At 57.4% G+C, this 12,639-nt stretch carries 14 protein-coding genes; 4 read left to right on the forward strand and 10 right to left on the reverse strand.

The window, feature by feature from the left end; translation table 11 throughout:
• Positions 1-35: 35 nt before the first annotated feature.
• From lysS to xerD, 5 genes are all read right to left on the reverse strand, one after another.
• The gene (gene lysS / locus AAGR22_RS18110) at positions 36-1,556 is read right to left on the reverse strand and encodes a lysine--tRNA ligase (protein ID WP_345828855.1); all 1,521 of its coding nucleotides are present in this window, start codon (positions 1,554-1,556) and stop codon (positions 36-38) included.
• Positions 1,557-1,565: 9 nt separating this feature from the next.
• Positions 1,566-2,664, reverse strand: a protein-coding gene (gene prfB / locus AAGR22_RS18115) for a peptide chain release factor 2 (RefSeq protein WP_156485027.1) whose coding sequence is annotated in 2 segments (ribosomal slippage) — positions 1,566-2,588 and positions 2,590-2,664 — 1,098 coding nt in all. Because the reading frame shifts where the segments join, the coding sequence is not laid out codon by codon here.
• A 96-nt stretch (positions 2,665-2,760) separates the two neighbouring features.
• Complete coding sequence (recJ, locus tag AAGR22_RS18120; RefSeq protein ID WP_067708920.1) at positions 2,761-4,479, reverse strand: single-stranded-DNA-specific exonuclease RecJ; 1,719 nt, start codon at positions 4,477-4,479, stop codon at positions 2,761-2,763.
• A 5-nt stretch (positions 4,480-4,484) separates the two neighbouring features.
• Positions 4,485-5,186 (reverse strand): bifunctional protein-disulfide isomerase/oxidoreductase DsbC, encoded by a 702-nt coding sequence (gene dsbC / locus AAGR22_RS18125; protein ID WP_345828858.1) that lies wholly within the window; start codon positions 5,184-5,186, stop codon positions 4,485-4,487.
• An 88-nt stretch (positions 5,187-5,274) separates the two neighbouring features.
• Positions 5,275-6,171 (reverse strand): site-specific tyrosine recombinase XerD, encoded by an 897-nt coding sequence (xerD, locus tag AAGR22_RS18130; protein ID WP_345828860.1) that lies wholly within the window; start codon positions 6,169-6,171, stop codon positions 5,275-5,277.
• 101 nt (positions 6,172-6,272) lie between these two features.
• Here xerD and fldB point away from each other — a divergent pair, with 101 nt between their 5' ends.
• A complete protein-coding gene (gene fldB / locus AAGR22_RS18135) occupies positions 6,273-6,791 on the forward strand; it encodes a flavodoxin FldB (RefSeq protein WP_345831620.1) in 519 nt (172 codons plus the stop codon).
• Positions 6,792-6,920: 129 nt separating this feature from the next.
• Here the strand turns inward: fldB and AAGR22_RS18140 are convergent, their stop codons facing one another.
• The 3 genes from AAGR22_RS18140 to AAGR22_RS18150 are packed head-to-tail and all read right to left on the reverse strand — an operon-like array spanning position 6,921 to position 7,804.
• On the reverse strand, positions 6,921-7,328 hold the full coding sequence (locus tag AAGR22_RS18140; protein WP_345828862.1) for a protein YgfX: 408 nt from the start codon (positions 7,326-7,328) through the stop codon (positions 6,921-6,923).
• On the reverse strand, positions 7,309-7,575 hold the full coding sequence (gene sdhE, locus AAGR22_RS18145) for an FAD assembly factor SdhE (RefSeq protein WP_345831621.1): 267 nt from the start codon (positions 7,573-7,575) through the stop codon (positions 7,309-7,311). Before sdhE ends, AAGR22_RS18140 begins: the two co-directional genes overlap by 20 nt.
• Positions 7,576-7,594: 19 nt before the next feature.
• The gene (locus AAGR22_RS18150) at positions 7,595-7,804 is read right to left on the reverse strand and encodes a hypothetical protein (RefSeq protein ID WP_345828864.1); all 210 of its coding nucleotides are present in this window, start codon (positions 7,802-7,804) and stop codon (positions 7,595-7,597) included.
• On the opposite strand from AAGR22_RS18150, the gene ygfZ reads away from it, so the two are divergent.
• The gene (gene ygfZ / locus AAGR22_RS18155; RefSeq protein WP_345828866.1) at positions 7,803-8,783 is read left to right on the forward strand and encodes a tRNA-modifying protein YgfZ; all 981 of its coding nucleotides are present in this window, start codon (positions 7,803-7,805) and stop codon (positions 8,781-8,783) included. The two genes, AAGR22_RS18150 and ygfZ, sit on opposite strands and share 2 nt — an antisense overlap.
• A gap of 33 nt (positions 8,784-8,816) precedes the next feature.
• Here ygfZ and AAGR22_RS18160 read toward each other — a convergent pair whose 3' ends face one another.
• Complete coding sequence (locus tag AAGR22_RS18160) at positions 8,817-9,470, reverse strand: hemolysin III family protein (RefSeq protein ID WP_067708900.1); 654 nt, start codon at positions 9,468-9,470, stop codon at positions 8,817-8,819.
• 270 nt (positions 9,471-9,740) lie between these two features.
• Between AAGR22_RS18160 and AAGR22_RS18165 the strand changes: the two genes are divergently transcribed.
• A complete protein-coding gene (locus AAGR22_RS18165; protein ID WP_345828867.1) occupies positions 9,741-10,349 on the forward strand; it encodes an HD domain-containing protein in 609 nt (202 codons plus the stop codon).
• Between the two features lie 42 nt (positions 10,350-10,391).
• Positions 10,392-11,831: a 6-phospho-beta-glucosidase gene (locus AAGR22_RS18170; protein ID WP_345828869.1), complete on the forward strand. Its 1,440-nt coding sequence runs from the start codon at positions 10,392-10,394 to the stop codon at positions 11,829-11,831.
• 9 nt (positions 11,832-11,840) lie between these two features.
• Here the strand turns inward: AAGR22_RS18170 and AAGR22_RS18175 are convergent, their stop codons facing one another.
• Complete coding sequence (locus tag AAGR22_RS18175) at positions 11,841-12,584, reverse strand: SDR family oxidoreductase (RefSeq protein ID WP_345831622.1); 744 nt, start codon at positions 12,582-12,584, stop codon at positions 11,841-11,843.
• Positions 12,585-12,639: the final 55 nt, after the last annotated feature.

The following is a 12,639-nucleotide window of genomic DNA, read 5'->3' on the forward strand; positions in this document are numbered from 1 at the left end:
GGTCGTAAATCCCGGGACGGTGGTTCGTTAAGCGCTTACTTGCCGCCTGGACGCAGCGCAGGGAACAGAATGACGTCGCGTATGGTGTGGCTGTTAGTAAACAGCATCACCATACGGTCAATTCCAATCCCCAGCCCGGCCGTTGGCGGCAGGCCGTGCTCCAGCGCGGTGACGTAATCTTCGTCATAGAACATGGCTTCATCGTCACCCGCATCCTTGGCGTTAACCTGCTGCAGGAAACGCTCTGCCTGATCCTGTGCATCATTCAGCTCGGAGAAGCCGTTGCCGATTTCACGCCCGCCGATAAAGAACTCAAAGCGATCGGTGATTTCCGGGTTCTGGTCGTTACGACGCGCCAGCGGCGAAACTTCAGCCGGATACTCGGTGATAAAGGTCGGCTGGATCAGATGGCTTTCCGCCGTCTCTTCAAAGATTTCCGTTACCATACGGCCGAGGCCCCAGCTCTTCTCAATCTTGATCCCCAGCGACCGCGCAATGGCTGAAGCCTTATCAAAATCATCAAGATCGGCAAGGTCGGTTTCCGGACGGTATTTCTGGATCGCTTCCTTCATGGTCAGCTTGTCGAAGGGCTTACCGAAATCGAAGCTCTGCTCGCCATAAGGCACTACGGTGGTGCCAAGCACGTCCTGCGCCAGAGTACGGAACAGGCTCTCGGTCAGCTCGATCAGATCCTTATAGTCCGCATAGGCCATATAGAGTTCCATCATGGTGAACTCTGGGTTATGGCGCGGTGAGATCCCTTCGTTGCGGAAGTTACGGTTGATCTCGAAGACGCGATCGAAGCCGCCGACCACCAGGCGCTTAAGGTACAGCTCCGGGGCGATGCGCAGATACATATCAATATCCAGCGCGTTATGATGGGTGATAAACGGACGGGCAGAGGCGCCGCCTGGGATCACCTGCATCATTGGCGTTTCCACTTCCATAAACTGGCGACCCACCATAAAGCTACGGATACCGGCCATAATCTGCGAGCGGATTTTAAAGGTTTTGCGCGATTCGTCGTTGGCGATCAGATCCAGATAGCGCTGACGGTAGCGGGTTTCCTGATCGGCCAGACCGTGAAACTTGTCCGGCAGCGGGCGCAGGGCTTTAGTCAGCAGGCGCAGTTCGCTACAGTGAATGGAAAGCTCGCCGGTTTTGGTTTTGAACAGCTTGCCGCGCGCACCGACGATATCGCCGAGATCCCACTTCTTGAACTGCTCGTTATAGATGCCTTCCGCCAGGTCGTCACGCGAAACGTACAGCTGAATGCGGCCGCCCACGTCCTGAAGGGTGACGAAGGAGGCTTTGCCCATAATACGGCGGGTCATCATGCGCCCGGCAACGCTAACCTCAATGCCCAGCGCTTCAAGCTCTTCGTTCTCTTTCGCATCAAACTCAGCATGCAGCTGGTCTGACGTGCGATCGCGGCGAAAATCATTCGGGAATGCCACGCCCTTTTCACGCAGCGCGCTGAGTTTTTCGCGACGCGCTTTCAGTTCATTGTTTAACTCAAGTGCGACGTCAGTGCCCTGCGGTTGTTGTTCAGACATGTCAGTTCCTTATAGCCCTGCTTTCAAGCTTGCTTCAATAAATCGGTCCAGATCGCCATCCAGCACCGCCTGGGTATTGCGGGTTTCCACGCCGGTGCGCAGGTCCTTGATACGTGCGTCATCAAGAACGTAGGAGCGGATTTGGCTCCCCCAGCCGATATCAGATTTGTTATCTTCCAGCGCCTGCTTCTCAGCATTTTTCTTCTGCATTTCCAGCTCATACAGCTTTGCCTTCATCTGCTTCATGGCCTGGTCTTTGTTTTTATGCTGAGAGCGATCGTTCTGGCACTGGGTAACGGTATTGGTCGGAATATGGGTGATACGCACCGCCGATTCGGTCCGGTTAACGTGCTGACCGCCCGCACCCGACGCGCGATAAACGTCAATACGCAGATCCGCCGGATTGATGTCGATATCAATATCGTCTTCCACTTCCGGATAGATAAAGGCGGAGCTGAACGAGGTATGGCGACGGCCACCCGAGTCAAACGGGCTTTTTCGCACCAGGCGATGGACGCCCGTTTCCGTGCGCAGCCAGCCGAAAGCGTAGTCGCCGATAATGCGCAGCGTGGCGGATTTGATCCCCGCAACGTCGCCGTCGGACTCTTCAATCACCTCGGTTTTGAAGCCTTTCGCTTCAGCCCAGCGCAGGTACATACGAACCAGCATGCTGGCCCAGTCCTGCGCTTCGGTGCCGCCGGAACCGGCCTGAATGTCGATGTAGCAGTCGGCGCTGTCGTACTCGCCGGAGAACATGCGGCGGAACTCAAGTTCGCCCAGCTTCTTCTCCAGCACGTCGAGTTCGGCAACGGCCTCGTTGAAGGTCTCTTCGTCTTCGGCTTCAACCGCCAGCTCCAGCAGGCCCGAGACGTCGTCCAGCCCCTGGGTAAGCTGATCCAGGGTTTCGACGATCGCTTCCAGCGACGAGCGCTCTTTGCCCAGCGCCTGGGCGCGTTCAGGCTCATTCCAGACGTCCGGCTGTTCCAGCTCGGCGTTAACTTCTTCTAAGCGTTCTTTCTTGGCATCGTAGTCAAAGATACCCCCTGAGAACGCCACTGCGCTCTGAGATATCCTGAATTCGGTTCTTTACCGGGTTAATTTCAAACATGATTTTAAAATCTTTTAGGTGATCGAATCGGGCGTAAATGTAACTCAGCAGTTTAACTGAAATTCGGGGCAGTTTGTAGCCTTGCTTCAGTTCAGGCTATAGCGGCCAGAGGTGGCTGATTATAAGCTGCACGCTGCGGTTACCGCGAAATTCATTAATATCCAGCTTGTAGGCCAGCTCGACCTGACGGACGCTGGGGTCCGGCCACAGGGTGGTGTCAACGTTGAAAGCAATACCGTCCAGCAGCGGGCCTCCGCCCAGCGGCTCCACCATCACCTTCAGATGCCGTTCACCCACCAGCCGCTGCTGGATGAGGGTGAATTTGCCGTCGAACTGGGGTTCCGGAAACGCCTGGCCCCAGGGGCCCGCTTCACGCAGCAGTTCTGCCGTGGGGAGCGTCAGTTCCTGCGCCATCAGTTCGCCGTCGCTCCAGACGACGCCCTGTAGCGCCTCCTCGTCCAGCCAGTCGCCCACCAGGTCGCCGAAGCGCTGGCGGAACTCCTCAAACTTCGCCTCCTCCAGCGACAGGCCTGCCGCCATCGCGTGACCGCCAAACTTGAGGATCAGCCCCGGATTGAGCGTATCAAGCCGCTCCAGCGCGTCACGCATATGCAGACCGACAATAGACCGCCCCGACCCCTTAAGCAGGCCATCCCCCGAGGGGGCAAAGGCGATAACGGGCCGGTTGAAACGCTCCTTCAGGCGGGATGCCAGAATTCCCACCACGCCCTGGTGCCACTCGGGATGGTACATCGCAATGCCGAGCGGCAGCGCCTCGCTGCTGCGCTCAAGCGCATCGCACAGCGCCAGCGCCTCGGTCTGCATGCCCTGCTCGATCTCTTTCCGCGTCTGGTTTAGCGCATCCAGCTCGCTGGCCAGCATGCGGGCCTGAGCGATGTCCTCGCTGAGCAGGAGCGCCACCCCGACGGACATATCGTCCAGGCGGCCAGCAGCATTAAGACGCGGCCCCAGCGCAAAGCCGAGATCGTTCGCCGCCAGCTGCCTTGCATCGCGGTTAGCCACCTCGAGCAGCGCCTTGATCCCCGGGCGGCACTTACCCGCGCGGATGCGGCTCAGACCCTGCCAGACCAGAATGCGGTTATTGCCGTCCAGCGGCACCACGTCGGCAACCGTCCCCAGCGCCACCAGATCCAGCAGTTCAGCCAGGTTCGGCAGCGTTTCCGCCCCGCTCTCGCGCAGGCGCGCGCGCAGCGCCAGCATCAGGTAGAAGGCGACCCCTACCCCGGCCAGCGCGCCCGAAGGAAAGTCGCACTCATGCAGGTTCGGGTTCACTATTGCATCGGCATCCGGCAGGGTATCGCCCGGCAGGTGGTGATCGGTAATGACCACCGCAATGCCCTTTTCATGGGCAAGGCTGACGCCCGTATGTGACGAAATGCCGTTATCAACGGTGACGATCAGCTGCGCGCCGCGCGCCGCCGCCTGCTCCACCACTTCCGGGCTGAGGCCGTAGCCGTCATCAAACCGGTTAGGCACAAGATACTTAACGTTAGCCGCGCCCATGCTGCGCAGCGCCAGTACCGTCAGTGCGGTGCTGGTCGCGCCGTCGGCGTCAAAATCGCCCACGATCATAATGCATAAATTATCAGCAATGGCCTGATGCAGGATCGCCGCCGCGCGCTCAATACCCGCCAGCGACTGGAAGGGATGAAGATTTTTAGCACTTCGCACCAGCTCATCGGGCTGGAGTACGCCCCGCTGCATATAGAGACGGCGCAGCAGCGGGTGAAGATCGGCCGGGAGCTGGCTACCCTCCACCGCCCGACGGCGGCGGAGCTCGGTTTTACTGTTCAATGCAATCAGCCGCCTGCTTTCTGGCTATCAAGTAGCTGTTTCATCTCTTTAGGTCCCTGGTAACCGGGGATCATCATACCGTTTTGCAGCAGGATGGCAGGCGTACCCTGGATACCGTAGAGGATGCCCAGTTTGTAATGCTGGGAAAGGTCGATTTTGCAGTCAATCGGCGAAACCGCTTCGCCCTTCATCGCCGCATCAAACGCCTTGCGACGATCGCCTGCGCACCAGATTGATTTCATATCCTTCGCCACCTGACCATTCATCCCCTCACGAGGGAAGGCCAGGTAGCGCACGGTGATGCCAAGCGCGTTGTAGTCGGCCATTTCCGCATGCAGCTTATGGCAGTAGCCACAGGTGATGTCGGTAAATACGGTGATGACATGCTGCTCCTTCGGCGCTTTATAAACGATCATCTCGCTACTCAGCGCATCGACCTTTTTCTCCAGCAGTTTATTGGTCACGTTTACCGGCTGGCCTGCGCTGACGTCGTACAGCGGTCCCTGAATAAACTGTTTACCATCGTCGGTGATATACAGTACGCCGCTCTCCGTCAGTACCGTTTTCATTCCCGGCAGAGGAGAAGGTTGGATCTCCGTTTGCTGAAGGCCGAGCTTTTGCAGCGACTGTTTAATGGCCGCATCATCGGCGTGGGACAAGCTACTGACGGCGATAAGCAGAGAAAGTATCAGGTAACGCTTCTTCATTTAATGTCCTTATAGACTTGTACGCTGAGCCTGAACCCGCCCTCAGAGCGGGGTCGCAGGCCGGTAATAGTATTCACCGCGCCGTAGGTCAGGCGCGAGGATGGTGCTGCTGATGTAACTGCCGCAGTCGCTCAGTGGCAACGTGCGTGTAGATCTGAGTCGTCGACAGGTCGCTATGGCCCAACAGCATCTGTACGACACGCAGATCGGCCCCATGGTTCAGAAGGTGGGTAGCAAATGCATGGCGAAGCACGTGGGGCGAGAGTTTATTACTGTCGATGCCTGCCAGTGTGGCGTAATGTTTGATTCGATGCCAGAAAGTTTGCCGCGTCATTTGCTGCGCGCGGTTGCTGGGAAACAGCACGTCCAGCGTCTGACCGTTAAGCAGCCACGGGCGACCATACTCAATATACTGCTCCAGCCAGTGCACCGCCTCTTCCCCCAGGGGCACCAGACGCTCTTTATCTCCCTTACCAATCACTCGCACCACGCCCTGCCGCAGGCTGACGTTATTGAGCGTCAGGCTGACCAGCTCGGTGACGCGCAGGCCGGTGGCGTAGAGCAGCTCCAGCATCGCTTTGTCGCGCAGCTCAATTGGCTGCTCAACGCTGGGTGCCTGTAGCAGCCGGTCTATCTGCGCCTCGCTGAGATCTTTCGGCAAGCGCTGCGGCAGCTTAGGTGAAGAGAGCAGTGCGCTGGGATCGTCTTCGCGCAGCTTTTCCCGATAGAGATACTGAAACAGGCGGCGCATTGCGCTTAACAGCCGCGCGGAGCTGCTCGCCTTGTAGCCCCCCTCCAGCCTTTCAGCCAGAAACTGCTGCAGGTCCGCGGCGTCAACGCGCAGCAGCTGGGTGTTATGATGCGCAGCCCAGCCGACCAGCGACATCAGGTCCAGCCGGTAGGAAGCCACCGTGTTTTCCGCCAGGTTACGCTCGATCCACAAGGCATCTAAAAACTGTTCAATCAGATCGCTGTCATGCACCACACTGCCCCTTTATCTGTTTACCGACGGCCTGTTATGCCTGACCCCTGGTCAATTCTGATATAATCCGCGCCAGTGCATCAAGAGGAATGAGATTACCAGAGATGAATATCGGTCTGTTTTATGGCTCAAGCACCTGCTACACCGAGATGGCGGCAGAGAAGATCCGCGACTTTATCGGCGACGATCTCGTTACGCTGCATAATCTGAAGGACGATCCCCCGCAGCTGATGGAACAGTATGACATGCTGATCCTCGGCATTCCAACCTGGGACTTCGGCGAGTTGCAGGAGGACTGGGAAGCCATCTGGAGCGATCTGCCCGCGCTAAACCTGCGTGATAAAGTGGTGGCCCTGTACGGCATGGGCGATCAGGGAGAATACAGCGAGTGGTTTCTCGACGCGCTCGGCATGCTGCATGACCTGCTGGCCCCAATGGGCGTGAAGTTTGTCGGCCTGTGGCCAAATGAGGGGTATGAATTTACCAGCACCAAACCGCTTACCCCCGACGGCAGGCACTTTTTTGGGCTGGCGCTGGATGATATTAATCAGTTTGAGCGCACCGACGAGCGCATTGCCCAGTGGTGCGAGCAGATCCTCACCGAGATGGCGGCGCTGCTGTAACGGCAGCAATCCCGTCCGCACAGGCTGCGGGCCGCATTAAGCAGCCTGCCGCATCGTCATGTGCGCGGTAGCGGCTGCTCTGCTACAGAACGTCACGCCGCGCGGTGAGTGAAGCACAGTTCCGCCTCGTCATGCGGCTCGGGCAGGGATAAGCAGCAGCTGGCGGAGCTGACGCCATGCCTCTTCATCCATGCTGTCCCTGAGTAGCCAGAGTTTCTCCCGATCCCCTGACGGGGTACGCAACGTCAGTAGCATCGCCTGCCGGGTCATCCACGGACGGCCGGTGATGTGCCAGCGTTTCTGGCGCCACTGAACCTGCCCCCCCTCCAGCAGCGCGATATCCCCTTCGCGACTGCGAATACGCCGCTGGCTGCGCACACATTCAAAGACAACCAGCGTCAGTAGCAGCATCCAGACCAGGGTATAGCTGGCAGGCCAGGGTGCCAGCAGCAGCGCGAGTATCGCTACGCCGTGCAGAAGCAGGGATATCCACTGCGCACGCCAGGATACCCTGAGCTCAGCGTGCCACTGGGCCACGTTGCTGATTTCGCTGCTGTATCAGATTGATCATGCGCTTAAGTTCAGGATCGGCGGGTTCACCGTGATTCATCAGCCAGTTGAAGAGATCGGGATCGTCATTCTCAAGCAGGCGAATAAATATCTGCTTGTCGTCCTCAGAAAGGGAATCATACTCATACTCAAAAAACGGCATAATGGAGATATCCAGTTCACGCATCCCCCGGCGGCAGGCCCAGTGAACCCGGGCTTTATTGCTACTATCCATATTATCCATCGTCATTCAGTCAAAGATGGCCGCTAGTGTAGCGCTTTTTATCGGGGATGTTGATGCAATAGCGGCCGGATTTCGCGCCGTCCCGCAAAGCAGCGAGCTGCCGTGCAGAGTTATCACGCGTTTTGTGCGCCGTTTCAAGGAAAGAGGTTGCAAAGCCATTCGGCTCTTTTAACATAAGGAGCAGAGCTGTTTTTTTCACCCCACTACAGGACTGAATCATGCCGACTTTCTCTTTTCCGCCTCGTCAACCCGCGGCCTCTGCGCGTCTGCCGCTTACGCTGATCTCGCTGGAAGAGTGGGCGCTCGTGACTGTGACCGGCGCCGATAGCGTCAGCTATTTACAGGGTCAGGTGACGCTGGACGTCGCCGCGCTGGCCGACAATGACCACCGCCCGACCGCGCACTGCGATGCCAAAGGAAAGATGTGGAGCAACCTGCGTCTGTTTCATCGTGCCGGGGGGCTGGCTTATATTGCACGCCGCAGCCTGTGCGAAGAGCAGATTACCCAGCTGAAGAAGTACGCCGTGTTTTCAAAAGTGACCATTGCCGCCGATAATGACGCCGTGCTGCTCGGGGTCGCGGGCTTCCAGTGCCGTGGCGCGCTGGCTGGCGTTTTTACCAGCCTGCCGGATGCTGAAAACCCTGTGGTGCAGCAGGACAATACCACCCTGCTCTGGCTGCCCACGCCGGAGGAAAGATTTCTGCTGGTAACCGATGCGCAGACGGCTCAGACGCTGCGCCAGGCGCTTGAGGGACAGGCACAGCTGAACGACAGCACGCAGTGGCTGGCGCTTGATATCGAAGCGGGTTTGCCGGTAATTGATACCGCCACCAGCGCCCAGTTTATTCCTCAGGCGACTAACCTCCAGGCGCTGGACGCCATCAGCTTTAAAAAGGGCTGCTATACCGGTCAGGAGATGGTTGCACGCGCTAAATTTCGCGGCGCCAACAAACGGGCGCTTTACTGGCTGGCGGGACAGGCCGGGCAGGTTCCTGCTTCCGGTGGTTCACTGGAGATGAAACTGGGGGAAAACTGGCGGCGGACCGGGACGATCCTGACGGCCTGCCAGCTGGATAACGGCGAAGTATGGGTTCAGGCCGTGCTGAATAACGATCTGGAGCCGGACAGCGAGCTGCGTGTGCAGGGGGACGAAGGCGGCAGCTTGACGATTCAACCTCTGCCCTATTCCCTGACCTGATCCGGGCTTAACAGGGGCCGCTCGGCCCCTGTATCACATCACGTACAGGTAGATCGCCAGAAAGTGGCAAACGCTGCCGCCAAGTACAAAGCCGTGCCAGATGGCATGGTTATAGGGGATGCGCTTCGAGCTATAGAAAATGACGCCCAGCGAATAGATTATCCCCCCCGCCGCCAGTAGCCATATGCCGCCCGCCGGCAGCTTAAGTGCCAGCTGATAAACCACAATCAGCGACAGCCAGCCCATCAGCAGATAGGTAATGACCGAAAGCGCCTCAAAGCGATTAATAAACAATAATTTAAACAGCACCCCGAGCAGCGCCAGGCTCCAGATAATGACCATCAGCCCGTGTGCCAGCGGCGATTTCAGTCCGACCATCAGGAAAGGCGTGTAGGTTCCGGCGATCAGTAAATAGATGGCGCAGTGGTCCAGCTTTTGCAGCCAGAGCCTGGCGGCCGGATAGGGAATGGCATGATAAAGGGTCGATGCCAGAAACAGCAGGATCATACTGCCGCCGTAAAGGCTGTAGCTGATTATTGCTACGGTGTCTGCCTGGCTGGCGTTTGCTTCCATCAGCATCAGCACCAGTCCGATAATGCCAAAAATAAAACCAATGCCATGACTGATACTGTTGGCGACTTCTTCCGCCAGGGAATAGCCCTGCGCTAATAATGTTTTACCTGTCATACAATCCTGTTCTCCACATGCTGAGTCGGGCCTTTATTCAGCTCTGCACTGCCGTCAGATTGCAGCTAATGCTTCCTGTCCACGCTGACACGCGCGAATGTGCCCGAAAATTGAGCATTTTTAGCTTAGCTGAGAATGATTTCAGAGTACAACTGTAAGCTTTATTAAACTGTGAATGCCTGTAACACATATTCTGGAAAGCAAAACGCAAACGTTTCCCTTACAATAGTCGCCAACTTTTTTCCCCTTCAGGGAACGACGAGGTGAGTGATGTCTGAACAGGTAAACAGTGTCGATTTCGGGCCAATGACGCAGGTCATGGATTTTCTGATGGAGCTGGATAAGCTTAAACGTGTCGAACGCCGCACCCGGCTTATTGGCAACTCCCGCCATGAAAACTCAGCGGAGCACAGCTGGCATCTGGCCGTGGCCGCCATGAGTCTGGCTCCCTTTTTTGAGGGGGGAACTGACGTGCAGCGTGTCGTACAGATGGCGCTACTGCACGACGTGGTGGAGATCGATGCGGGAGACGTCATGGTCTATGACCTTGCGGCCCGCGAGGCCATTTCACACCAGGAGGTCGCCGCTGCCGATCGTCTGTTCGGCCTGCTGCCCGCCGCATTACAGCAGCGTTTCCGGGCGCTTTGGGACGAATATGAAGCCGGCGAAAGCGTTGATGCCCGCTTTGCCAATATGCTGGATCGCGCCCTGCCGATTATTCAGAATCTGCATAATCAGGGCCAGAGCTGGAAAGAGAATGGTATTCGGCTCGAACAGGTACTGGCCCGCAACGTTGCGCTGGCAGAGCAGTGGCCCGCACTATGGAACCATCTGGAAGGGCATCTTATTGAGGCCCAACGTAAGGGCTGGCTGCAATAATAGCCGGCCCTCAGGCTACATTTACCAAAAAGGATGAGAGTGATGACCAGCAAACAGCAATTGCCTGAAGGCTTCCTCTGGGGCGGCGCGGTAGCCGCGCATCAGGTTGAGGGCGGCTGGGACCAGGGTGGAAAAGGCGTGAGCATTGCAGATGTCCTTTCCGGCGGCGCGCATGGCGTTGACCGCGTCATAACCGACGGCGTACAGGCGGGCTACAGCTACCCTAATCATCAGGCGGTTGATTTCTATTCCCGCTATAAAGAGGACGTGGCCCTCTTCGCTGAGATGGGGTTTAAATGCTTTCGCACCTCCATTGCCTGGACGCGGATCTTCCCTAACGGGGATGAGCATGAGCCTAACGAGGCCGGGCTACAGTTCTACGACGATCTGTTCGATGAGCTGCTGAAATACAACATTGAGCCGGTTATTACCCTGTCGCATTTTGAGATGCCAAATCACCTGGTGAAGGCGTATGGCGGCTGGCTGAATCGCAACGTCGTGGATTTCTTTGTTCGCTTCAGTGAGGTCGTCATGGAGCGCTACAAGAATAAAGTTAAATACTGGATGACCTTTAACGAGATCAATAACCAGCGTAACTGGCAGTATCCGCTATTCGGCTATTGCTGCTCAGGCGTGGTATTTACCGACCATGATAATCCCGAACAGGCGATGTTTCAGGTGCTGCACCATCAGTTTGTCGCCAGCGCGCAGGTGGTCAGGCTGGGACATAACATCAATCCTGCGATGCAGATCGGCTGCATGATCGCCATGGTGCCGCTCTACCCCTGGTCCTGCCACCCCGAGGATGTGATGTTCGCGCAGGAAGCGATGCGTGAGCGCTTCCTGTTTAGCGACGTCCATATGCGCGGGTATTATCCTGCTTACATACTCAACGAATGGGCGCGCAAGGGCTATGACATTGCCATGCTGCCGGAGGATGCCCGAACGCTTCGCGAGGGCTGTGCGGACTATATCGGCCTGAGCTATTACATGAGCAATGCGGTGCAGGCTCACGCGCAGGGCAGCGGCAGCGCGGTGTCGGGCTTTGCGGGCAGCGTACCCAATCCGCATGTAAAAGCCTCCGACTGGGGCTGGCAAATCGATCCGGTCGGGCTGAGATACAGCCTGGCCACCCTTTATGAACGCTATCAAAAGCCGCTATTTATTGTCGAAAACGGTTTCGGGGCGATTGATAACGTCGGGGCGGATGGATCGATTAACGACGACTACCGCATCGCCTATTTGCAGGCGCATATTGAGCAGATGAAGCAGGCGGTCTGCTATGACGGTGTCGAACTGATGGGCTACACCCCCTGGGGCTGTATTGACTGCGTCTCTTTCACCACCGGCCAGTACAGCAAGCGCTACGGGTTTATCTACGTGGATAAAAATGACGATGGCAGCGGTACGCTCAACCGCGCCAGGAAGAAAAGTTTTACCTGGTATCAGCAGGTGATCGCCAGCAACGGTGAAAAGCTGTAACGCCGGGTTTTATCGACCGCCGGCAGCGTCAATGATGCTGCCGGTAATGTAGGAAGCCTCATCGCTGAGCAGCCAGAGTATCGCCTGCGCGATCTCTTCTGGTTGTCCACCCCGCTGCATAGGTATAGCTGCCGACAGCCGGTCGACGCGGCCAGGCTCGCCGCCGTCGGCATGCATTGCAGTATAGATAAAGCCGGGACGAACGCCGTTGACGCGAATTCCCTGTGCTGCCACCTCAAGCGAAAGCCCTTTTGTCAGCGTATCCATTGCCCCTTTTGACGCGGCATAATCGACATATTCCTCCGGCGCCCCCAGTCGGGCGGCGGCAGAAGAGACATTCACAATCGCGCCGCCCTGCCCTCCATGATGCCATCCCATTCTTTTCACTGCTTCGCGACAGCACAGGAAAGGACCGGTAACATTGGTGGCGAGAACCCGGTTTATGCGCTCGGCAGTGAGCTGTTCAATACGGGACTGCTGAAACAGGATGCCAGCGTTGTTGACCAGCGCGCTGAGGTGGCAACCCAGCGTATCCAGGCGCTGGAACATAGCCACGACCTGCGCCTCATCCGCAATATCCGCCTGCACGCTAAAGGCCTGACCGCCCTGCTGCTGAATCAGTGCCACAACGTCTTCCGCCGCCGCTGCACGTTGATGGTAGTTCACTGCAACCTGATAGCCCCGCTGCGCCAGTAGCAGCGACGTCGCTCGGCCAATACCCCGGCTGCCGCCGGTCACTAATGCCGTTTTCATCATGCTTCTCCTGTAAAAAAGGGCACCGGAGTGCCCTTATAAACGCTGACCCACG

The organism is Erwinia sp. HDF1-3R (genome assembly GCF_039621855.1).
In the GTDB taxonomy this organism is placed as follows: domain Bacteria; phylum Pseudomonadota; class Gammaproteobacteria; order Enterobacterales; family Enterobacteriaceae; genus Erwinia.

Coding starts and splice junctions, on each gene's coding strand:
- lysS (WP_345828855.1), bottom strand. CDS start 1,556: ATGTCTGAACAACAACCGCAGGGCACTGACGTCGCACTTGAGTTAAAC.
- dsbC (WP_345828858.1), bottom strand. CDS start 5,186: ATGAAGAAGCGTTACCTGATACTTTCTCTGCTTATCGCCGTCAGTAGC.
- fldB (WP_345831620.1), top strand. CDS start 6,273: ATGAATATCGGTCTGTTTTATGGCTCAAGCACCTGCTACACCGAGATG.
- sdhE (WP_345831621.1), bottom strand. CDS start 7,575: ATGGATAGTAGCAATAAAGCCCGGGTTCACTGGGCCTGCCGCCGGGGG.
- ygfZ (WP_345828866.1), top strand. CDS start 7,803: ATGCCGACTTTCTCTTTTCCGCCTCGTCAACCCGCGGCCTCTGCGCGT.
- AAGR22_RS18150 (WP_345828864.1), bottom strand. CDS start 7,804: ATGATTCAGTCCTGTAGTGGGGTGAAAAAAACAGCTCTGCTCCTTATG.
- AAGR22_RS18160 (WP_067708900.1), bottom strand. CDS start 9,470: ATGACAGGTAAAACATTATTAGCGCAGGGCTATTCCCTGGCGGAAGAA.
- AAGR22_RS18165 (WP_345828867.1), top strand. CDS start 9,741: ATGTCTGAACAGGTAAACAGTGTCGATTTCGGGCCAATGACGCAGGTC.
- AAGR22_RS18170 (WP_345828869.1), top strand. CDS start 10,392: ATGACCAGCAAACAGCAATTGCCTGAAGGCTTCCTCTGGGGCGGCGCG.
- AAGR22_RS18175 (WP_345831622.1), bottom strand. CDS start 12,584: ATGAAAACGGCATTAGTGACCGGCGGCAGCCGGGGTATTGGCCGAGCG.